Genomic DNA, 21,744 nt, shown 5'->3' on the forward strand with positions numbered 1-21,744 from the left:
CGATCTCGTCCCAGCTCGGGACCGCCGCCCGACGACCTGGACGGACCCCGTCCGCCTCGGCCTGACGGTCCGTCGCACCGATGAGACGATCGCGGCTACGAGGTGGCGACCACCAATCTCGGGCCCAAGGCGGGCCTCACCGTCGCCAGCGCCCTGCTCGTCGACTACGTCCTCACCGTCGCGGTGTCGATCCCGCGGGCCGCCGCCCGGAAGCCCGCGGCCCGCGGCGCACGTAGGCTGCACGGCATGACGGACCCGCACCCCGGCACCGCTGATCCGGCCGGCACCTGGCACAGGCTCGCCGCCGACCTGGTCCTGCTCGACGGCTTCCACGCGCTCAAGCACGCGGTGCGCTTCCACGCGCGTGTGCCGGTCGCCGTCACCACCGACCGGCAGGCGGCGCTCGCCCTGGCCGACGAACTGGCGCCCGATGTACGCGGGGTGCTGGAGACACTTCTGACGGAGGTGCCCGAGGACACCTACCGGACCCTTGTGCCGCGCCCGCATCCCACCGCGGTCGCCGCCCTCGCCGTGCGCCCCGCGCGCGAGGCCCATCTCGAAGTGCTCCGGCGCACGCCCCGCACCGCCCCTGTGATCGTCCTCGACAACCCGCGCAACCTGGGCAACGCGGGGGCGGTGATCCGGCTCGCGGCCGGGTTCGGCGCGACGGGTGTGGTGACCACCGGCACGCTCGACCCCTGGCATCCCACTGTGGTGCGGGGCGGGGCCGGGCTCCACTTCGCGACCGCCGTGGAGCGGCTGTCCGTGGCCGAGCTGCCGTCGGGCCCGGTTTTCGCGCTGGACCCGGAGGGCGAGGACATCCGCGCCCTGAAGCTGCCGGACGACGCCGTGCTCGCGTTCGGCTCCGAGCGCACCGGCCTGTCGGCCGGACTCCGCGCCCGCGCCGACCATCTGGTGTCCCTGCCGATGCGCCCCCAGGTCTCCAGCTACAACCTCGCCACCAGTGTGGCGATGACGCTGTACCACTGGAGTGCCACCGGGGGCGCACCCGCCTGAGCCGCCGCTACGCCTCCCGCCGCACCTCCACCACCCGGAAGCGGTTCGCCACGAACGCTCCGTCGCACAGGGTCGCGTTGGCCGCCGGGTTGCCGCCCGAGCCGTGGAAGTCGGAGAAGGCGGCCGTCTGGTTGACGTACACCCCGCCGGTCAGGTTGAGCGAGAGCTGGGCCCGCTCCTCCAGGCAGGCCTCCTCGACGGCCTCCTCGACCTCCTCGGAGGAGGTGTAGGCGCCGACGGTCATCGCGCCCTTCTCCCGGATGGTGCGGCGCAGCAGCTCCACCGCGTCCGCAGCCGAGTCCACCGCGACGGCGAAGGAGACCGGGCCGAAGCACTCGCTCATATAGGCGGCCTCCGCGTCCGGCTTCGCGCCGTCGAGCTTCACGATCACCGGGGTGCGGACGACCGCCTGCGGGAACTCCGGGTTGGCGATCTCCCGGGAGGCCAGGGCGACCTCGCCGAGTCCGGCCGCCGCCTCCAGACGGGCCTTGACGTCGGGGTTCACGATCGCGCCGAGCAGCGCGTTCGCGCGCGCGTCGTCGCCCAGCAGGCCGTCGACCGAGCGCGCGAGATCCGCGACCACCTCGTCGTAGGACTTCGGGCCCTCGTCGGTGGTGATGCCGTCCCGGGGGATCAGCAGGTTCTGCGGGGTGGTGCACATCTGTCCGCTGTACAGCGACAGGGAGAACGCCAGGTTGGACAGCATCCCCTTGTAGTCGCCGGTCGACTCCACGATCACCGTGTTGACGCCGGCCTTCTCCGTGTAGACCTGCGCCTGGCGGGCGTTGGTCTCCAGCCAGTCGCCGAACGCCGTGGAGCCCGTGTAGTCGATGATCCGGATCTCCGGGCGCACCGCGAGCGTCTTGGCGATGCCCTCGCCCGGGCGCTCGGCGGTCAGCGCCACCAGGTTCGGGTCGAAGCCCGCCTCGGCGAGCACCTCGCGGGCGACCCGCACGGTGAGCGCGAGCGGCAGCACCGCGCGCGGGTGCGGCTTCACGAGGACGGCGTTGCCGGTGGCCAGGGACGCGAACAGGCCCGGGTAGCCGTTCCACGTCGGGAAGGTGTTGCAGCCGATGACCAGCGCGATGCCCCGCGGGACGGGCTGGTACGTCTTGGTGAGGACCAGCGGGTCGCGCTTGCCCTGGGGCTTGGTCCACTCCGCGGTCCCGGGCGTGCGGACCTGTTCCGCGTACGCGTACGCCACCGCCTCCAGGCCGCGGTCCTGCGCGTGCGGGCCGCCCGCCTGGAACGCCATCATGAACGCCTGGCCGCTGGTGTGCATGACCGCGTGCGCGAACTCGTGCGTCCGGTCGCTGATGCGCTTGAGGATCTCCAGGCATACGACCGCGCGCGTCTCCGCGCCCGCGTCGCGCCAGGCCCGCCGGCCGGCGCGCATGGCGGGCAGCAGGACGTCGATGTCCGCGTGGGGGTAGGTGATCCCCAGCTCGATCCCGTACGGCGAGACCTCGTCGCCCGTCCAGTCGTCCGTGCCCGGCTGGCCGAGGTCGAGACGGGTGCCGAGGAGGGCGTCGAAGGCGGCCTTGCCGGCTGCGGCGTCCAGGCTGCCGTGTTCCCCGTAGGCCTTGGGGTGTTCGGGGTGCGGGGACCAGTACGCGCGTGTGCGGATGGCTTCCAGTGCCTGGTCGAGGGTGGGCCGGTGCTGGGCGATCAGCTGGGGCGCGGTGAGTTCGGCGGCCATGCGGGACCAACTCCTCGTCTCAAGAGCTCTTCGTCGAGTTCATGACCTGGGCAGGAACAGGCGGTCAGAGCTAGAGTAACCGAACGATCGGTCGGGACAAGGGGGCCTGCCGTATCTGTGGAAAACCCCGTGCGGGAGGATCACGCACATGACAGCACTCGACCTCAGCGGCCCTGTGGCCGTCGTGGGAACCGGCACCATGGGCCAGGGCATCGCCCAGGTCGCGCTGGTCGCGGGGCACCCCGTGCGGCTGTACGACTCCGTGCCGGGCCGCGCCCGCGAGGCGGCCGCCGCGATCGGCGCCCGCCTCGACCGGCTCGTCGAGAAGAACCGGCTCACCGCGGCCGAGCGGGACACGGCCCGCGCCCGCCTCCTGCCCGCCCAGAACCTGGCCGAGCTGGCGCCCTGCTCGCTCGTCGTGGAGGCGGTCCTGGAGCGGCTCGACGTCAAGCAGCGGCTGTTCCGGGAGCTGGAGGACATCGTCGGCGACGACTGCCTGCTCGCCACCAACACCTCGTCCCTGTCCGTGACCGCCGTCGGCGGCGCCCTGCGCAACCCGGGCCGTTTCGTCGGCCTGCACTTCTTCAATCCCGCGCCGCTGATGCCGCTGGTGGAGGTCGTCTCCGGGTTCGCCACCGACGTCACGTCCGCCACGCGCGCGTACGAGACGGCCCGCGCCTGGGGCAAGACTCCGGTCGCCTGTGCCGACACCCCCGGCTTCATCGTCAACCGCATCGCCCGGCCCTTCTACGCCGAGGCGTTCGCGGTGTACGAGGCGCAGGCCGCCGACCCCGCCACCGTCGACGCGGTCCTGCGCGAGTCGGGCGGCTTCCGGATGGGCGCGTTCGAGCTGACCGATCTCATCGGGCAGGACGTCAACGAATCCGTCACCCGCTCCGTGTGGGAGTCCTTCTTCCAGGACGTGCGCTTCACGCCCTCTCTCGCCCAGCGGCGGCTGGTGGAGTCCGGCCGGCTCGGACGCAAGGCCGGACAGGGCTGGTACGGCTACGGGGACGGCGCCGAGCGCCCCGAGCCGCACACCGCGGAGAAGGCACCGGCACCCGCGTACGTCGTCGCCGAGGGCGACCTCGGCCCCGCCTCGGAACTGCTCGCGCTGATCCGCGAGGCGGGCATCGGCGTCCGTGAGGACGACGAGGACCACGGCACCCGTCTGGTGCTGCCCGGCGGCGGGCAGCTGGCCCTCGCGGACGGCCAGACCTCCGTCGAGTTCCGGGACGTCGTCTACTTCGACCTGGCGTTCGACTACCGCAAGGCGACCCGGATCGCCCTGTCCGCCTCCCGGGACACCTCGCCGGGGACCCTCGCCGAGGCCGTCGGGCTCTTCCAGGCGCTCGGTAAGGACGTCAGCGTCATCGGGGACGTGCCCGGCATGATCGTCGCCCGGACGGTGGCCCGGATCATCGACCTGGCGCACGACGCCGTCGCGAAGGGTGTGGCCACCGAGGAGGACATCGACACCGCGATGCGGCTCGGCGTCAACTACCCCCTCGGCCCCTTCGAGTGGAGCCGCCGGCTCGGCCGCGGCTGGGCCTACGACCTCCTGGACGACCTGCACCTGCGCGACCCCTGCGGACGGTACGCCCCGTCCCTCGCGCTCTACCGCCACGCGTACGCCTCCGAGAAGCGGGAGGGCACCTCATGACCACGGCCAAGCGCGACACGTACACCCCGGAGAGCCTGCTCTCCGTCGCCGTGCGGGTGTTCAACGAGCGCGGCTACGACGGCACCTCCATGGAGCACCTCTCCAAGGCCGCCGGCATCTCCAAGTCGTCGATCTACCACCACGTCGCGGGCAAGGAGGAACTGCTGCGCCGGGCCGTCAGCCGGGCGCTGGAGGGCCTCTTCGGGATCCTCGACGAGGACCACGCGCGCGTGGGCCGTGCCGTGGAACGGCTGGAGTACGTCGTGCGGCGCATGGTCGAGGTGCTCACCGCCGAGCTGCCGTATGTGACGCTGCTGCTGCGGGTGCGCGGCAACACCGGCACCGAGCGGTGGGCGCTGGAGCGGCGCCGCGAGTTCGACCACCAGGTCGCGGAGCTGCTCAAGGCCGCCGCCGACGACGGGGACGTACGGGGCGACGTGGACGTGCGGCTCGCGACACGGCTCGTCTTCGGGATGATCAACTCGATCGTGGAGTGGTACCGGCCCGAGGGGCGGGGCATGGAGCGAGAAGTCGTCGACGCGGTCGCGCGGTTGGTCTTCTCGGGGCTGCGCACCGAACACTGAGGAGCCGGCCCGGCCCCGGTCAGCCCTCCGGTTCCAGGTCCTCCTCCTCGAACACCAGCAGGGTGCGCGTGCTGAGTACTTCGGGGATCGCCTGGAGCCGGGTGAGGACCAGTTCGCGCAGCGCCCTGTTGTCGGGTGTGTGGACCAGGAGCAGTACGTCGAAGTCGCCGCCCACCAGGGCGATGTGGGAGGCGCCGGGGAGCAGGCGCAACTGCGCGCGGACCGTGCGCCAGGAGTTCTGGACGATTTTCAGCGTGATGTACGCCGAGGTGCCCTGACCGGCGCGTTCGTGGTTCACCCGGGCGCCGAAGCCGCGGATCACGCTGTCCTCGATGAGCCGGTTGATCCGTGCGTAGGCGTTGGCGCGGGAGACGTGCACGTGCTCGGCGACCGACCGTATCGAGGCGCGGCCGTCCGATTGGAGTATCTGCAGGATGTCCCGGTCGATGGCGTCCAGGGGGCGTGGGGGCGGCAGTGCCGGGCCATGCTCCGGTGGCTCGGCCATTTGTTCAGGTGCCATGTGCCCCCGCCTCTCTACCATGGACGTACTGCGTCCATCTCAGGTTGTGGAGAACCGTTTGTCCACAGCCTGGAGGCGCCTGTAGCCAAAATGTGCCGACGACCGAACAATCGGTAGGTGAGGCGCATCACTTCCGTGGCGCGTCTGAAGCCGCTCCCACGAGGAGGTGCCGTCATGACGGTCATGGAGCAGCGGGACGCCTACCGGCCGACCCCGCCGCCCGCCTGGCAGCCCCGTACCGATCCCGCTCCGCTGCTGCCCGACGCTCTGCCGTACCGCGTCCTTGGCACCGAGGCGGCCGCCAAGGCCGATCCGGAGCTCCTGCGCCGGCTGTACAGCCAGCTGGTGCGCGGCCGCCGGTACAACGTACAGGCGACGGCGCTCACCAAGCAGGGCCGCCTGGCCGTCTACCCCTCCAGCACCGGGCAGGAGGCCTGCCAGGTCGCCGCGGCGCTCGCCCTCGAGGAGCGCGACTGGCTCTTCCCCAGCTACCGCGACACGCTCGCGGCCGTCGCCCGCGGCGTCGATCCCGTCGAGGCCCTGACCCTGCTGCGCGGCGACTGGCACACCGGCTACGACCCGTACGAGCACCGGGTGGCCCCCCTGTGCACCCCGCTCGCCACCCAGCTTCCGCACGCCGTGGGGCTCGCGCACGCCGCCCGCCTGAAGGGCGACGACGTGGTCGCCCTCGCTCTGGTCGGAGACGGCGGCACCAGCGAGGGCGACTTCCACGAGGCCCTGAACTTCGCCGCGGTGTGGCAGGCGCCGGTCGTCTTCCTGGTCCAGAACAACGGCTTCGCGATCTCCGTCCCGCTCGCCAAGCAGACCGCGGCGCCCTCCCTGGCGCACAAGGCGGTCGGCTACGGCATGCCGGGCCGGCTGGTCGACGGAAACGACGCGGTCGCCGTGCACGAGGTCCTCGGCGAGGCCGTACGGCACGCGCGCGCGGGCGGCGGCCCCACCCTCGTCGAGGCGGTGACGTACCGCATCGACGCTCACACGAACGCCGACGACGCGACCCGCTACCGCGGCGACGCCGAGGTCGAGGCCTGGCAGGCCCACGACCCGATCGTGCTGCTGGAGCGGGAGTTGACGCGGCGCGGCCTCCTCGAAGAGGACGGGATACGGGCCGCGCGCGAGGACGCCGAAGCGCTGGCGGCCGACCTGCGGGCGCGCATGAACCAGGACCCGGCGCTCGACCCCATGGACCTCTTCACCCAGGTGTATGCCCAGCCCACCACCCAACTCCTCGAACAGCAGGCGCAGTTGCGGGCGGAGCTGGACGCCGAGGCGGCCGGACCGGAAGGAGCCGGGCGATGACGACCGTTGCCCTCAAGCCGGCCACCATGGCGCAGGCCCTCACGCGCGCGATGCGCGACGCCCTGGCCGCCGACCCGTCCGTGCACATCATGGGCGAGGACGTCGGGACGCTCGGCGGTGTCTTCCGGGTCACGGACGGGCTCGCCAAGGAGTTCGGCGACGATCGCTGCACGGACACACCGCTCGCCGAGGCGGGCATCCTCGGCACGGCCGTCGGCATGGCGATGTACGGCCTCAGGCCGGTCGTGGAGGTGCAGTTCGACGCCTTCGCCTACCCCGCCTTCGAACAGTTGGTCAGCCATGTCTCGCGCATGCGCAACCGCACCCGCGGCGCGATGCCGCTGCCCCTGACGATCCGGGTTCCCTACGGGGGAGGCATCGGCGGCGTCGAGCACCACAGCGACTCCTCCGAGGCCTACTACATGGCGACCCCGGGCCTCCATGTCGTCACGCCCGCGACGGTCGCGGACGCCTATGGACTGCTGCGCGCGGCCATCGCCTCCGACGATCCGGTCGTCTTCCTCGAGCCCAAGCGGCTGTACTGGTCGAAGGACTCCTGGAACCCCGACGACCCCGAGGCCGTGGAGCCGATAGGCCGTGCGGTGGTGCGGCGTCCGGGCCGCAGCGCGACGCTCCTCACCTACGGACCGTCGGTCCCCGTCTGTCTGGAGGCGGCCGAGGCGGCACGCGCCGAGGGCTGGGACCTCGAGGTCGTCGATCTGCGTTCCCTGGTGCCGTTCGACGACGCGACGGTGACCGCGTCCGTGCGCCGCACGGGCCGGGCCGTGGTGGTGCACGAGTCGACCGGCTTCGGCGGGCCGGGCGGGGAGATCGCCGCACGGGTGGCCGAGCGCTGCTTCCACCATCTGGAGGCGCCGGTGCTGCGCGTGGCCGGACTGGACATCCCCTACCCGCCGCCGATGCTGGAGCGGCACCATCTGCCGGGCGTCGACCGGATCCTGGACGCCGTGGGGCGCCTGCAGTGGGAGGCGGAGAGCTGATGACCCAGGTGCTCGAGTTCAGGCTGCCGGACCTCGGGGAGGGACTGACCGAGGCGGAGATCGTCCGCTGGCTGGTGAAGGTCGGGGACGTCGTCACGGTCGACCAGCCGGTCGTCGAGGTCGAGACGGCCAAGGCGATGGTCGAGGTGCCCTGCCCCTACCAAGGCGTGGTCACGGCCCGCTTCGGCGAGGAGGGCACGGAACTTCCGGTCGGTGCGCCGCTGCTGACGGTCGCCATGAGTGCCCCCGGGGGCGAGGAGTCGTCCGGGAACGTGCTGGTCGGGTACGGCACATCGGCGGCTCCCGCCCGGCGGCGCCGGGTCCGGCCGCCGCAGCCCGGCACCCGCCCCGCGGGCGGTGCATCGCGGGCGGTCGATTCCGTCTCCGGACCGGCCCCGGTCCCCGCAGCCGCCGCACCCGCACCCGCTCCCATCGCCCGGGCAGCGGCAGCCTCGGGCGCCGTGACTTCGGCACCGGCGGCCTCGGCCCCGGTTGCCCTGTCCCGGGCGGCTTCGGCTCCCGGCCACGGCGCGGACGTCCACCGGTACGTCGACGGACCCGTCCCGGTGATCTCCCCGCTCGTGCGCAGGCTCGCCCGCGACAACGGGCTCGATCTGCGGCAGTTGAGGGGGTCCGGGCCCGACGGGCTGATCCTGCGCGCGGACGTGGAGGACGTCCTGAGGGCCGCCGTGGCCCGCGGAGGTGCGAGGGCCACGGAGCGCGCGGCCGCCGCCGCGGTTCTCGACGGCTCCGCTCCCGACGTGCCGGCGCCGGACGCGCGCACCAGCACGTACGAGCCGGCCACCACGGCCCCGGCACACGCGACTCCCCACACCGCACCCGGAGCGGGCGCACCGGTGCGCGCGACGACCGATTCCGGTACCCGGATCCCCCTCAAGGGCGTCCGCGGGGCCGTCGCCGACAAGCTCTCCCGCAGCCGGCGTGAGATCCCCGACGCGACCTGCTGGGTCGACGCCGACGCCACGGAACTGATGCGTGCGCGGACGGCCATGAACGCGGCGGGCGGCCCCAAGATCGCCCTGCTCGCCCTGCTGGCCCGCATCTGCACCGCCGCGCTCGCCCGTTTCCCCGAGCTGAACGCCACCGTCGACCTGGAGGCCCGGGAGATCGTCCGGCTCGACCGGGTGCACCTCGGGTTCGCCGCACAGACCGAACGGGGACTCGTCGTCCCCGTCGTACGGGACGCGCACGCGCGGGACACCGAGTCGCTCAGCGCGGAGTTCGCCCGCCTGACCGAGGCGGCACGTGCCGGCACGCTCACGCCCGGAGAACTCACCGGCGGGACCTTCACGTTGAACAACTACGGAGTGTTCGGCGTCGACGGCTCGACCCCGATCATCAACCACCCGGAGGCGGCCATGCTCGGCGTCGGCCGGATCGTCCCCAAGCCATGGGTGCACGAGGGAGAGCTGGCGGTGCGGCAGGTCGTGCAGCTCTCGCTCACCTTCGACCACCGGGTGTGCGACGGCGGCACGGCGGGCGGATTCCTGCGGTACGTGGCGGACTGCGTGGAACAGCCGGCGGTGCTGCTGCGCACCCTCTGAGCCGGGCCCGTGACCGTCGGCCGCCGAGAGTGTGAGCAAGCTCCCGCGCACAGCCGATGTGCTCGGCGGGCGGCACTGATCGACGCGGCGCCATACTCGGGAACATGACCGAGTACGAGCCCACGGGCGACCAGGAAGCCGGGGTGTACGACGCGGTCGTCCTGGCCGGCGGTGCCGCCCGGCGGCTCGGCGGTGCCGACAAACCGGGTGTGCGCGTCGGCGGACGGGCGCTGCTCGACCGCGTCCTGGCGGCCTGCGCCGGCGCGGCCACCACGGTGGTCGTCGCCGACCCCAGGCCCGTCGCGCGCCCCGTGGTCTGGGCACGCGAGGACCCGCCGGGCGCCGGCCCGGTCGCCGCGCTCGACGCGGGGCTGCGGCACACCACGGCCGGGTATGTCGTCGTGCTCTCCGCCGATCTGCCGTTCCTGGCGGCGGGGACGGTACGGCGGCTGCTGGCCGCGCTGCGGGCGAGCGGTGCCGACGGGGCGGTGCTCACCGACCCCGAGGGGCGCGACCAGCCCCTCGTCGCCGCCTACCGGAGCGCGGCGCTGCGCCGCGAACTCGCACGGCTGGCCGCCGAGCGGGGCGCTTTTGGCGCACCGGAACTCCCCCATGCTCCAGAGCGCCGCGATCCCTCGGACCTCCCCGCTCACCCTCCGGGGTCCGGTCTTGCTGGCCTTCCGCTGCGGCGGCTGGTCACCCGGCTCGGCCTCACCCGTATTTTCGACCCCGCCGCGTCCTTCGACTGTGACACCTGGGACGACATCGCTGCCGCCCGGTCACGAATCAGGGAGCATGGGCACGTGTTGGATGAATGGATTTCCGCAGTCAAGGACGAACTGGGCATCGACCTCGACGTCGACACCGGCGTCCTCCTCGATCTCGCCCGCGACGCCGCGCACGGGGTGGCCCGTCCCGCGGCCCCGCTGACGACGTTCCTCGTCGGCTACGCGGCCGCGCAGGCGCAGGGCGGTCCCGAAGCGGTCGCCGAGGCCGCCCGCAAGGCCGCCGCGCTGGCCCTGCGCTGGGCGGACGAGGAGACCGCCGAGGCCAAGCCGGACGCCGGATGACGGGGAGGGGCGGCCGGGGAGGCCCGGACGCCGACGAACGGTATGTGGAGGAGGCTCTGGCCGTGGTCGACGACAGCGCCGGGCGGGGCCGTCCGGGCGAGGCCCGCTCCGCCCGCCCGGCCGGGCAGCGACACGACCCGGAGCAGCACGACCGGGACCTCGAAGAGGCCCTCGCTCTGGTACGGGACCCCGGCCCGCGTGAGGGCCGGTCGAAGTCGCCTACGCCCGGAACGGGACCCGGCACCCCCCGGCATACCGGCACCCGGGACGGGGGCCAGGACGGCCCGGCGGGGGCCGTGTCCGCCGCACCGGCCTCGTCCGAGCGTCACCCGGGCCACCAGGCCACGTCCTGGCCCGAGGCCCGCGCCGCCGCCGCGCGCGCGGCCCGTTCCGCGCCGCACCGCGAACCCGTCGAGGTACCCCTCGACGCCGCCCTCGGCCTGGTTCTCGCCGCGCCCCTCACCGCGCTGACCGACCTCCCCTCCTTCAACACCTCCGCCATGGACGGCTGGGCGGTCGCGGGCCCCGGCCCTTGGGACGTACGGGAGGAAGGAGTCCTCGCCGGGCACACGGAGCAGGTTCCCCTCGAGGACGGCGAGGCCGTGCGGATCGCCACCGGTGCGCGCATCCCCCCGGACACCACCGCGGTTCTGCGCAGCGAACACGGGCGCATGGACGACAAGGGACGGCTGCATGCCGCCCTTCCCTCGGATCCCGGCCGCGCTCGGACAGGGAGGACCCCGACGATCGCGCATGGCCAGGACATCCGGCCGCGCGGCCAGGAGTGCCACGCCGGCGATCAGTTGCTCCCTCCGGGGGCCGTGGTCACTCCGGCCGTGCTCGGACTCGCCGCAGCCGCCGGATACGACATGCTTTCTGTATGGCCCCGCCCCCGGGTCGAAGTCCTGGTGCTGGGGGATGAGTTGCTCACCGAGGGGCTGCCCAGGGACGGCCTGATCCGGGATGCGCTCGGCCCGATGCTGCCGCCCTGGCTGCGTGCGCTCGGCGCGGACGTGGTGACCGTCCGCAGGCTCGGTGACGACGCGGAGGCCCTGCACCGGGCGGTCACCTCCTCGACCGCGGACCTGGTTGTCACGACCGGTGGTACGGCCGGGGGACCCGTCGACCATGTCCACCCCACCCTGCGCCGTGTCGGCGCCGAACTCCTCGTGGACGGTGTGAAGGCGCGCCCGGGGCACCCCATGCTCCTGGCCCGTACCCGGGACGACCAGCACCTCATCGGGCTGCCCGGCAATCCCCTCGCGGCCGTCTCCGGTCTGCTCACCCTCGCCGAGCCCCTGCTGCGCGGACTGACGGGGCGCGTGGCCCCCGAGCCGTACCGGCTGCCCCTGAGGGGCTCCACCCACGGGCACCCGTACGACACCCGGCTCGTCCCCGTCGTCGTGCGCGCCGACCATGCGGTCCCGTTGCACTACAACGGCCCGGCCATGCTGCGTGGCATCGCCGCCGCGGACGCCCTGGCGGTCGTACCGCCCGGGGGTGCCCAGCCCGGTCAGGAACTGGAGCTGCTGGACCTGCCGTGGGTATGGGCGCAGTGAGTCGCAACGGTGGGAAACGGGGAGTGTTTCACGTGAAACGTCGGGACCCGGCGTCATCGTGAAGGCCGGGGAGTAGCGTCCCTCTCATGTACGCGATCACGATTCCTGAACCCGGTGGGCCCGAGGCGCTGGTGTGGGCCGAGGTCCCCGACCCTGTACCCGCCGAGGGCGAAGTGCTGATCGAGGTGGCGGCCAGCGCCGTCAACCGCGCCGACCTCCTCCAGCGTCAGGGCCTCTACAACCCGCCGCCCGGTGCGTCCTCGTACCCCGGACTCGAGTGCTCCGGGCGGATCGCCGCCCTCGGCCCCGGTGTCTCCGGATGGGCCGTCGGCGACGAGGTGTGCGCGCTGCTCGCGGGCGGCGGCTATGCCGAGAAGGTCGCGGTCCCGGCCGGACAGCTGCTGCCCGTGCCGGAGGGGGTCGATCTGCGTCAGGCAGCCGCGCTGCCCGAGGTGACCTGCACGGTCTGGTCGAACGTGTTCATGGTCGCCCATCTCCGTCCGGGCGAGACGCTGCTCGTGCACGGCGGCTCCAGCGGTATCGGCACGATGGCCATCCAACTGGCCAAGGCGGTGGGCGCGAAGGTGGCGGTCACGGCAGGCGCCAAGGAGAAGCTGGACTACTGCGCCGAACTGGGCGCGGACGTATTGATCAACTACCGCGAGCAGGACTTCGTGGAGGAGATCCGGCAGGCCACGGCGGGGGCGGGCGCGGACGTCATCCTCGACAACATGGGTGCGAAATATCTGGACCGCAATGTCCAGGCGCTCGCGTTGAACGGCAGGCTGGCGATCATCGGCATGCAGGGCGGGGTCCAGGGCGAGCTGAACATCAACACGCTGCTGCGAAAGCAGGCGGCTATCACCGCGACCTCGCTGCGGGCGCGGCCGCTCGGAGAGAAAGCGGCGATCGTGGCAGCGGTACGGGAACACGTCTGGCCGCTGATCTCCTCCGGCCATGTGCGCCCGGTCATCGACCGTGAGATCCCGATGAGCGACGCGGCCACGGCCCACCGGTTGCTGGACGAGAGCGGTCACATCGGAAAGGTGCTGCTGGTGAAGCCATGAGGGGCCACCGGTCCCGCGCAGGCGTGGCGCAAGGGGGAGGGACTCCCGGCGTATGCGAGGACGGCCGGGTCACTCCCGGCGCAGGCGCAGGCCGAGAAGCGCGAGTGCCAGGCCGAGACCGATGAGGATCAGGCCGCTGCCGAGGGGCAGGACCTCGACCACCGGTTTCGAGGCGGCGGTCTGCCCGGCGGGCAGGCCGGGGGCCTGAGAGGGGGCGGGCAGGGTCCCTGGGGGATCGGCCGCGCCGAGGGACGCCCCCGCGTCCACGTCCGGGTCCTCGAGGTCGGGCTCCGCCGATGTCGTGACGTCCCCCTCCGTGGGTGCCGTGTCGGCGGGGCCGGTGTACGCGGGGTCCGTGTACGCGTCCTCGCCCTCGTCCTCCTCCGGCTCGGTGTCCGGCCGCCCGGGCCGTACCCGCCCCTCATCGGCCCGGCTGCCGTGCCGGGAGGGCTCGGTCGAGGGCCGGGAGGGAGAGGACGAGGGGGAGGAGGGGGAGAAGTGAGCGGCCAGGCGCCCGGAAGCGGGTGCTCGACGGGGGCCGGAGGGGGGCTTGCTCCCTGGGCCGACCGGGTGAGCGGGCGCAGCGGACACCGGGTGCTCCCGTACGGCTGTCCGGACGGGAGCCACCGATGACCCGGGATCCGGTGCGGCCGTTCCGGTCGCGGGGGAGGCCGTGGTCGTTCTTGTGCCCGGCGTGGTCATGTGGCCGGGGGGCACGGACGCCTTGGGCCCGGAACCATGCGAGGGCGCGGTGGGCGGCGTCACGGAGGGACGGGCGGAGCGGAGGACGGGCCGGGTGAGGTCCGGGTGCCGGGCGGCCGTGGACGGGGCGCGGAGGGCGAGCGCGGCCGCGCCGCCGGATATGGGGGGCTGCAAAGGTCGGACGGCGGACCCGGCCGAGGGCCGTGACATGCGCTCGGTGGGAGGCCCTGGCAGTGGCCGGCGGGCGCTGGGCTCGACGAGGGGCCGTGACACGGACGGGGCGCGGAGTTCGACAGGTGGCCGCGAGAGGGGCTGAACGGAGTACGAAGCGGTCCGGCCGCCGTCAGCGGGCCGTGTCCCGGACTCGGGCGGTATGCCGTGGGCGACGGATATCCCGTACGCGCCGAGGACGGCGGTCGTCGTCAGGACCGGCGGCAGGACGGCGGCGCGGAGCGTGTGGAACGTGGACGGTGTACGCGGCCATGGAGTCACGCGCGTGACCCCCTCCCGTGCTCGGGGGGCAAGATCAACGCCACCAGCGTCACACGGCCCCCCATGTCCGGCATCTCGGCTGACGTCTTATATGTCCTGCATATCCGGCGTGAAATGTCCCGTACGAAGCGCACGACCACCTCCTCCGGCTCGAACACCGCGAGGTCGGGCTGCGGCGCCTGGCCGGGGTGGATCACCCCTTACCGAGGGCACATGGCCGATGTCGTGCAGGGGTACGAGAGAATGGCCCGCATGGAGATGCCGAGGAATGAGAAGTCGTCCGAGAACGCCCAGAGGATCCTGGTCGTAGGCCAGGACGGAATGGCTCTCGGCGGCACCGGAGACGATGGCTCCCGCGAGATCCCGGTGACGGAACAGGTGGAGCAGCCGGCGAAGGTCATGCGGATCGGCAGCATGATCAAGCAGTTGCTGGAGGAGGTGCGCGCCGCTCCTTTGGACGAGGCGAGCCGGCAGCGCCTGAAGGAGATCCACGCCAGCTCGGTGAAGGAGCTGGAGGACGGTCTCGCTCCCGAACTCGTCGAGGAGCTCGAGCGGCTCTCCCTGCCCTTCACGGACGAGGCGACCCCGAGTGACGCGGAACTGCGGATCGCGCAGGCACAGTTGGTGGGGTGGCTGGAGGGCCTCTTCCACGGGATCCAGACCACGCTGTTCGCCCAGCAGATGGCGGCGCGGGCCCAGTTGGAGCAGATGCGCCGCGCCCTCCCGCCGGGCGCCGGCTCCCCCGATGGCGAGGAGGGCGGCCGCGTCGGCGGCCCGTACCTGTGACCCCGGCCGTGCGAGTCGGCTGACCCCGGCCGTGCGAGTCGGCTGACCCCGGCCGTACGAACCGGTGACCCCGGCCATGAGAAGGACCCGGCACCACGACGAGGGGGAGGGCCCGGCACCACGACGCACGACGGTGCCGGGCCCTCCCCGCTGTGTCGGGAGCGGCGGCAGGTGCCGCGGCATGCCGACCGCCCTGCCCGCATGCCGGTCCGGTCCGCGGCTTCGGGGCCTGCGCCGAAGCCGTGTTCGCCGATGCCCGGTGCCCGGTGGCGGAGGCGGAGTTCGCGCGCGTGAGTTTCGCCACGGCCGGCGCCTCGCGGCGGGACCGCCCCGTCGGCCCGTTCGCGACCCCGCTCGGTGTGAAGTGTCTTGATCGCGACCTGGCGGTCGGGCACTGCGCCCTGTATAAAGCGCACCGCGAGGCGCCCCGAAGCCATACCGCTCTCGTCGGGCGAGGACCGCGGCCGTCGCTTCTGCCCGTCGGAGGGGAAACGCCCCGCACACCGGCCCGGTGTGCCGTCGTGGCGCAAGCCCGGCCCGCGTTCCGCGTCCGCCGTCGGCACGTCGGCAGCGGCTCGTCGTGCCCCCGCCGTCCGTGATCGGCATGCGGACCACCGCCGGTCGAGAGCGATTGCTCCGTGAGCGACTGGTCGCTTCCGGCCAAGTCTGGCCCAGGACAGAGCCAGGCCCAGCCCCGTGCCCGTTCATGACCAAACGCGCAAGAAGCGTCGCAGAAGCGTGACGAGGGGTGTACGGCCTGTGTTCGGAATTTGCACAGGGGACCGGGCGCAGGGTTGGATGACCGGTCCATCTCGGTTGCATCTCGGACCGGCGCCTTGCGCGGAGCCTGTAGCGTGGCTCGCCGGAGACCGTGACAACCACCGCGCAGACCGCGGGCAGAAACGACGGCGAGGACTGATGGCACAGACGCAGCGCGCCCAGGGCCCGTCCGACCCCGAGGCGACTGGCGGCGGGATGTCAGACGCGCCGGAGAACTGGGGCAACGGCGGGCTTGTCGGGGACGGCCGGTACCGGCTGACCCACAGACTCGGCCGGGGCGGCATGGCCGAGGTGTTCGCGGCCGAGGACGTGCGCCTCGGGCGGTCGGTCGCGGTCAAGCTGCTCCGCGCGGACCTGGCCGAGGACCCGGTCTCCAAGGCCCGCTTCACGCGCGAGGCCCAGTCGGTGGCCGGCCTCAACCACCACGCGATCGTCGCCGTGTACGACTCGGGCGAGGACCTCGTGGGCGGCCAGTCGGTGCCGTACATCGTGATGGAGCTGGTCGAGGGCCGTACGATCCGCGACCTGCTGCTCAACGCTGAGGCACCCGGACCCGAGCAGGCCCTGATCATCGTCTCGGGCGTGCTGGAGGCACTGGCCTATTCGCACCAGCACGGCATCGTGCACCGCGACATCAAGCCGGCGAACGTCATCATCACCAACAACGGCGCCGTGAAGGTGATGGACTTCGGCATCGCGCGCGCCCTGCACGGGGCGTCCACGACGATGACGCAGACCGGCATGGTCATGGGCACGCCGCAGTACCTCTCCCCGGAGCAGGCGCTCGGCAAGGCCGTCGACCATCGCTCGGACCTGTACGCGACGGGCTGTCTGCTGTACGAACTGCTCGCGCTGCGGCCCCCGTTCGTCGGCGAGACCCCGCTGTCCGTGGTGTACCAGCACGTTCAGGACATCCCGGTGCCCCCGTCCCAGATCTCGGGGGGCATGGCGCCGCCGGAGCTGGACGGACTCGTGATGCGGTCCCTGGCGAAGGATCCGGACGACCGGTTCCAGACCGCGGAGGAGATGCGCGGTCTGTCCCAGTACGCCCTGCAGATGCTGTACGACCAGGGCGGCTACACCGGCACCTGGAACACCGGTCCGGTCGAGGTGCACGAGGGCCGGCACACCCCCGCCGGAGGCTTCGCCGGTACGACGGTGATGCCGCACCCGGGTGAGTCCGGCACCACGCAGATTCCGCAGTCCGTCCTGCCGGCGGGCTACGGCTCCGGGGACAACGGCGGCTTCGAGGGGCACGGCAACAAGGGCAGCGGACGCGGCAAGCTGTGGATTCTCGCGGTCCTCGCGGTCGTCGCCATCGCCGCGGGCGTCGCGCTGGCGCTGAACAACACTGGCGGCGGCGATGCCGGGACGAGCACCACCCCGTCGCCGACCGCGACGAAGACCAAGGACGACAAGAAGTCCCAGAACACGCCGACGGACGAGGCGACCGACACGTCCACGGACGGCACCACGGACACGGGCGGCGGCTCGGACTACACGCCCTCGTACACGCCGTCGCAGAGCCACAGCCAGCAGCCGCCGACGCAGCCGTCGACGACGCCGGACCAGCCGAGCGACCAGCCCACCGAGACGGCGCCCTCGGACAACCCGACGGACTCGCCCACGGGCGGCGGCAGCGACACCTCGGGCCCGTCCCTTCCGGGCGGTGGGGACACCACGGGCGCGATCGACCCGCAGGCGCCCTGAGGACGCCCAGGGCTCGACGGGGCCGGGGGGCCGAGGCGGACGCGTCGGGGACGGTGGGACGACCGCCGGGCGACGACAGCGGCGTGACCGGCTCCCGAGGACAGGACCCGAGGACATGGGGTGGCCGCCCCGCGAAAACGGCCGCCACGCGCGCGTGGGACCCGGAAACGGGCTCCACGCGCGCGTGTGTGCTTGTCCGGACGGTGGCCGGTCGCCGCCCGGCGACACCGGCACCACCCCAGAAGACTCTTCCCGTGCTCCAGGTGAGCGGGATAACGTGCCGTTGTTCCGGCCCCCTGCAAGGCTGTGACCAGCGTCTGTGCCCGACTTACTCGATTTACTTGGAAATCCAAGCAAAATCCCAGGTCAGGAGGGGTTTCACAGAAATGTGGCGCACTGGGTAACGTGCCCTTTGCAGGGCGCTCGCCGGGGCACCTGTCACGTCTGTCTCGAACGCGTCGCACCCACCCCGTGCGTCCGTGCGCTGCAGGCGAGCCGCTCTCACCGGCCCCACAGCGGGCCGAGGGGACCCCCAGGCACCCGGCGAACCCGGGGGCCGGACCGACGGAGGAGCACACGTGACCGTGGAGAGCACTGCCGCGCGCAAGCCGCGACGCAGCGCCGGAAGCAAGGCCGGCACCACCGGCACCAAGCGCACCACTCGCACCACGCCCAAGAAGGGCACCGACGCGGATCTCGTCCAGTTGCTGACACCTGAGGGCGAGCGCGTCGAGAACCCGGAGTACGACCGGTATGTCGAGGGCATCACGCCCGAGCAGCTGCGCGGCCTGTACCGGGACATGGTGCTGACCCGCCGCTTCGACGCGGAGGCCACCTCCCTGCAGCGTCAGGGCGAGCTGGGGCTGTGGGCCTCGCTGCTCGGCCAGGAGGCCGCCCAGATCGGTTCGGGACGGGCCCTGAACGACGAGGACTACGTCTTCCCGACGTACCGCGAGCACGGCGTCGCCTGGTGCCGCGGGGTGGACCCCGCCAACCTGCTCGGCATGTTCCGCGGTGTGAACAACGGCGGCTGGGACCCGAACAGCAACAACTTCCACCTCTACACGATCGTCATCGGCGCGCAGACGCTGCACGCGACGGGCTACGCCATGGGTGTCGCCAAGGACGGGGCGGACTCGGCGGTGATCGCGTACTTCGGCGACGGCGCCTCCAGCCAGGGCGACGTCGCGGAGTCGTTCACGTTCGCGGCGGTCTACAACGCGCCGGTGGTGTTCTTCTGCCAGAACAACCAGTGGGCGATCTCCGAGCCGACCGAGAAGCAGACCCGTGTGCCGCTGTACCAGCGCGCGCAGGGTTTCGGCTTCCCGGGCGTGCGCGTGGACGGCAACGACGTCCTGGCCTGCCTCGCGGTCACGAAGTGGGCGCTGGAGCGGGCGCGCAACGGCGAGGGCCCGACCCTGGTCGAGGCGTTCACGTACCGCATGGGCGCGCACACGACCTCCGACGACCCGACCCGCTACCGCCACGACGACGAGCGGGCCGCCTGGGAGGCGAAGGACCCGATCGCCCGCCTGCGCGCCCATCTCCTCGCCGCACACCACGCGGACGAGGGATTCTTCGCGGAACTCGAGGCGGAGAGCGAGACGTTGGGAAGGCGGGTGCGTGAAGCGGTCCGTGCGATGCCGGACCCGGACCACTTCGCCATCTTCGAGAACGTGTACGCGGACGGGCATGCGCTCGTCGACGAGGAGCGGGCCCAGTTCGCCGCCTACCAGGCGTCGTTCGCGGACGCGGAAGAGGGTCGGTGACATGGCCGAGAAGATGGCGCTCGCCAAGGCGATCAACGAGTCGCTGCGCAAGGCCCTGGAGTCGGACCCCAAGGTCCTGGTGATGGGTGAGGACGTCGGCAAGCTCGGCGGCGTCTTCCGGGTCACCGACGGTCTGCAGAAGGACTTCGGCGAGGAGCGGGTCATCGACACCCCGCTCGCCGAGTCGGGCATCGTCGGCACGGCGATCGGCCTGGCGCTGCGCGGATACCGCCCGGTGGTGGAGATCCAGTTCGACGGCTTCGTCTTCCCGGCGTACGACCAGATCGTCACCCAGCTGGCGAAGATGCACGCCCGCTCCCTGGGCACGGTCAAACTCCCGGTCGTCGTCCGCATCCCGTACGGCGGCGGCATCGGCGCGGTCGAGCACCACAGCGAGTCCCCCGAGGCGCTGTTCGCGCACGTGGCCGGCTTGAAGATCGTCTCTCCGTCGGACGCGTCGGACGCGTACTGGATGATGCAGCAGGCGATCCAGAGCGACGACCCGGTGATCTTCTTCGAGCCGAAGCGGCGCTACTGGGACAAGTCCGAGGTCGACGCCGAGGCGATCCCGTACCCCCTGCACAAGGCGCGGGTGGTGCGTGAGGGCACGGATGTCACGCTGGCGGCCTACGGCCCGATGGTGAAGGTGTGCCAGGAGGCCGCCGCGGCCGCCCGGGAGGAGGGCCGGTCACTGGAGGTGCTGGACCTGCGCTCGGTCTCGCCGCTGGACTTCGACTCCCTGCAGGCGTCGGTGGAGAAGACCCGCCGCCTGGTGGTGGTGCACGAGGCACCGGTGTTCTTCGGTTCGGGTGCGGAGATCGCCGCCCGGATCACGGAGCGGTGTTTCTACCACCTGGAGGCGCCCGTGCTGCGGGTCGGCGGCTATCACGCCCCGTATCCGCCGGCGCGCCTGGAGGAGGAGTACCTGCCGGGCCTGGACCGGGTGCTGGACGCCGTCGACCGCGTCCTGGCGTACTGAGGAGAGGGTCGTGACGACGATGACTGACGCGTCCGTGCGCGAGTTCAAGATGCCCGACGTGGGGGAGGGCCTCACCGAGGCCGAGATCCTCAAGTGGTACGTCCAGCCCGGGGACACGGTCACCGACGGGCAGGTCGTGTGCGAGGTGGAGACCGCCAAGGCGGCCGTGGAGCTGCCCATCCCGTACGACGGGGTGGTCCGGGAACTGCGCTTCCCCGAGGGCACCACGGTGGACGTCGGCACGCCGATCATCGCAGTCGACGTGGCCGGGGGGGCTCCCGCCGGGCAGGCGCCGGCGCCTGCCGAGCGGGCCTCGGTACCGAAGCCCGCGGCCCAGGAGCCCACGCCCGCGCCGGAGGAGCCCAAGCAGGGGGGCCGCAAGCCGGTCCTCGTCGGGTACGGCGTCGCCGAGTCCTCCACCAGGCGCCGCCCCCGCAAGGCGACCGCGGTTGCCGGGGAGGCCCGCCAGGCGGCCACGGCACTCCAGGGCGAGCTGAACGGGCACGGCGCGAGGCCCCGCCCGCTGGCGAAGCCTCCGGTGCGCAAGCTCGCCAAGGACCTGGGGGTCGACCTCGCGACGGTCGTCCCTTCCGGTCCGGACGGGATCATCACCCGCGAGGACGTGCACGCGGCCGCGGCCCCCGCGCCGGCGGCGCCCGCCGCGGTGGTCCCCGCGCCGGCCGTGGAGCGCCCGGCCGCCCCGGCGCCCGTGGTGACGTACGACACCGCGCGGGAGACCCGTATCCCCGTCAAGGGCGTCCGCAAGGTCACCGCGCAGGCGATGGTCGGCTCCGCGTTCACCGCGCCGCACGTCACGGAGTTCGTCACGGTCGACGTGACCCGCACGATGAAGCTGGTCGAGGAGCTGAAGCAGGACACCGACCTCCAGGGCCTGCGCGTCAATCCGCTCCTGCTGATCGCCAAGGCCCTGCTGGTCGCGATCAAGCGGAACCCCGACGTCAACGCCTCCTGGGACGAGGCGAACCAGGAGATCGTCCGCAAGCACTATGTGAACCTCGGGATCGCGGCGGCCACCCCGCGCGGTCTGATCGTGCCGAACATCAAGGACGCGCACGACAAGACCCTTCCGCAGCTCGCCCAGGCGCTGGGTGAGCTGGTGGCCACGGCCCGCGAGGGCAGGACCACCCCGGCGGCGATGCAGGGCGGCACGGTCACCATCACGAACGTCGGGGTGTTCGGCGTCGACACGGGCACGCCGATCCTCAACCCGGGCGAGTCGGCGATCCTCGCGGTCGGCGCGATCAAGCTCCAGCCCTGGGTCCACAAGGGCAAGGTCAAGCCCCGCCAGGTCACGACCCTCGCGCTCAGCTTCGACCACCGCCTGGTGGACGGCGAGCTGGGCTCGAAGGTCCTCGCCGACGTGGCGGCCGTCCTGGAGCAGCCGAAGCGGCTGATCACCTGGGGGTAGCGCCCGGGGCGCGGATCACGACGAAGGGGCCG

General features: G+C 72.6%; 17 protein-coding genes and 1 pseudogene. 14 read left to right on the top strand and 4 right to left on the bottom strand.

Translation table 11 applies throughout. The features are described 5' to 3' along the window. A pseudogene (locus ACWD5Q_RS14270) lies at positions 1 to 103 on the bottom strand (septation protein SepH); the annotation flags it as partial. Between the two features lie 143 nt (positions 104 to 246). On the opposite strand from ACWD5Q_RS14270, the gene ACWD5Q_RS14275 reads away from it, so the two are divergent. After that, positions 247 to 1,017 (top strand): TrmH family RNA methyltransferase, encoded by a 771-nt coding sequence (locus ACWD5Q_RS14275; protein ID WP_451427362.1) that lies wholly within the window; start codon positions 247 to 249, stop codon positions 1,015 to 1,017. Positions 1,018 to 1,024: 7 nt separating this feature from the next. Here the strand turns inward: ACWD5Q_RS14275 and paaN are convergent, their stop codons facing one another. Further along, positions 1,025 to 2,716 carry a phenylacetic acid degradation protein PaaN gene (gene paaN / locus ACWD5Q_RS14280; protein WP_451427272.1) on the bottom strand — a complete coding sequence of 564 codons (1,692 nt, stop codon included), beginning with the start codon at positions 2,714 to 2,716 and terminating at the stop codon, positions 1,025 to 1,027. Between the two features lie 148 nt (positions 2,717 to 2,864). Between paaN and ACWD5Q_RS14285 the strand changes: the two genes are divergently transcribed. Further along, positions 2,865 to 4,379 (top strand): 3-hydroxyacyl-CoA dehydrogenase, encoded by a 1,515-nt coding sequence (locus tag ACWD5Q_RS14285; protein WP_451427273.1) that lies wholly within the window; start codon positions 2,865 to 2,867, stop codon positions 4,377 to 4,379. Further along, positions 4,376 to 4,963, top strand: a complete 588-nt coding sequence (locus ACWD5Q_RS14290; RefSeq protein ID WP_451427274.1) for a TetR/AcrR family transcriptional regulator — start codon at positions 4,376 to 4,378, stop codon at positions 4,961 to 4,963. Before ACWD5Q_RS14285 ends, ACWD5Q_RS14290 begins: the two co-directional genes overlap by 4 nt. A gap of 19 nt (positions 4,964 to 4,982) precedes the next feature. Here ACWD5Q_RS14290 and ACWD5Q_RS14295 read toward each other — a convergent pair whose 3' ends face one another. Continuing rightward, a complete protein-coding gene (locus tag ACWD5Q_RS14295; protein WP_451427363.1) occupies positions 4,983 to 5,468 on the bottom strand; it encodes an Lrp/AsnC family transcriptional regulator in 486 nt (161 codons plus the stop codon). A 189-nt stretch (positions 5,469 to 5,657) separates the two neighbouring features. On the opposite strand from ACWD5Q_RS14295, the gene pdhA (ACWD5Q_RS14300) reads away from it, so the two are divergent. The 6 genes from pdhA (ACWD5Q_RS14300) (at position 5,658) to ACWD5Q_RS14325 (ending at position 13,065) form a co-directional block, all read left to right on the top strand. After that, positions 5,658 to 6,803, top strand: a complete 1,146-nt coding sequence (gene pdhA / locus ACWD5Q_RS14300; RefSeq protein WP_451427275.1) for a pyruvate dehydrogenase (acetyl-transferring) E1 component subunit alpha — start codon at positions 5,658 to 5,660, stop codon at positions 6,801 to 6,803. Then, complete coding sequence (locus ACWD5Q_RS14305) at positions 6,800 to 7,804, top strand: alpha-ketoacid dehydrogenase subunit beta (RefSeq protein WP_451427276.1); 1,005 nt, start codon at positions 6,800 to 6,802, stop codon at positions 7,802 to 7,804. Before pdhA (ACWD5Q_RS14300) ends, ACWD5Q_RS14305 begins: the two co-directional genes overlap by 4 nt. After that, positions 7,804 to 9,369: a dihydrolipoamide acetyltransferase family protein gene (locus ACWD5Q_RS14310; RefSeq protein ID WP_451427277.1), complete on the top strand. Its 1,566-nt coding sequence runs from the start codon at positions 7,804 to 7,806 to the stop codon at positions 9,367 to 9,369. The genes ACWD5Q_RS14305 and ACWD5Q_RS14310 overlap by 1 nt, the downstream gene beginning before the upstream one ends. Before the next feature lie 104 nt (positions 9,370 to 9,473). Next, positions 9,474 to 10,439: an NTP transferase domain-containing protein gene (locus ACWD5Q_RS14315; protein WP_451427278.1), complete on the top strand. Its 966-nt coding sequence runs from the start codon at positions 9,474 to 9,476 to the stop codon at positions 10,437 to 10,439. Then, positions 10,436 to 11,998: a molybdopterin molybdotransferase MoeA gene (locus tag ACWD5Q_RS14320; protein ID WP_451427279.1), complete on the top strand. Its 1,563-nt coding sequence runs from the start codon at positions 10,436 to 10,438 to the stop codon at positions 11,996 to 11,998. Before ACWD5Q_RS14315 ends, ACWD5Q_RS14320 begins: the two co-directional genes overlap by 4 nt. 86 nt (positions 11,999 to 12,084) lie before the next feature. Continuing rightward, a complete protein-coding gene (locus tag ACWD5Q_RS14325; protein ID WP_451427280.1) occupies positions 12,085 to 13,065 on the top strand; it encodes an NAD(P)H-quinone oxidoreductase in 981 nt (326 codons plus the stop codon). A gap of 69 nt (positions 13,066 to 13,134) precedes the next feature. Here ACWD5Q_RS14325 and ACWD5Q_RS14330 read toward each other — a convergent pair whose 3' ends face one another. Beyond that, the gene (locus ACWD5Q_RS14330) at positions 13,135 to 13,656 is read right to left on the bottom strand and encodes a hypothetical protein (RefSeq protein ID WP_451427281.1); all 522 of its coding nucleotides are present in this window, start codon (positions 13,654 to 13,656) and stop codon (positions 13,135 to 13,137) included. An 855-nt stretch (positions 13,657 to 14,511) separates the two neighbouring features. Here ACWD5Q_RS14330 and ACWD5Q_RS14335 point away from each other — a divergent pair. The 5 genes from ACWD5Q_RS14335 to ACWD5Q_RS14355 all read left to right on the top strand — a co-directional run bounded on the left by ACWD5Q_RS14335 (position 14,512) and on the right by ACWD5Q_RS14355 (position 21,712). Further along, positions 14,512 to 15,045 (top strand): bacterial proteasome activator family protein, encoded by a 534-nt coding sequence (locus ACWD5Q_RS14335; RefSeq protein WP_451427364.1) that lies wholly within the window; start codon positions 14,512 to 14,514, stop codon positions 15,043 to 15,045. 918 nt (positions 15,046 to 15,963) lie between these two features. Beyond that, positions 15,964 to 17,535: a protein kinase domain-containing protein gene (locus ACWD5Q_RS14340; protein ID WP_451427282.1), complete on the top strand. Its 1,572-nt coding sequence runs from the start codon at positions 15,964 to 15,966 to the stop codon at positions 17,533 to 17,535. Positions 17,536 to 18,113: 578 nt separating this feature from the next. Beyond that, positions 18,114 to 19,304: a pyruvate dehydrogenase (acetyl-transferring) E1 component subunit alpha gene (gene pdhA / locus ACWD5Q_RS14345; protein ID WP_451427283.1), complete on the top strand. Its 1,191-nt coding sequence runs from the start codon at positions 18,114 to 18,116 to the stop codon at positions 19,302 to 19,304. Position 19,305: 1 nt separating this feature from the next. Then, a complete protein-coding gene (locus tag ACWD5Q_RS14350) occupies positions 19,306 to 20,283 on the top strand; it encodes an alpha-ketoacid dehydrogenase subunit beta (protein ID WP_451427284.1) in 978 nt (325 codons plus the stop codon). A gap of 10 nt (positions 20,284 to 20,293) precedes the next feature. Further along, positions 20,294 to 21,712 (top strand): dihydrolipoamide acetyltransferase family protein, encoded by a 1,419-nt coding sequence (locus tag ACWD5Q_RS14355; RefSeq protein ID WP_451427285.1) that lies wholly within the window; start codon positions 20,294 to 20,296, stop codon positions 21,710 to 21,712. Positions 21,713 to 21,744 lie beyond the last annotated feature (32 nt).

The sequence above is a fragment of the Streptomyces sp. NPDC002513 genome (genome assembly GCF_053595355.1).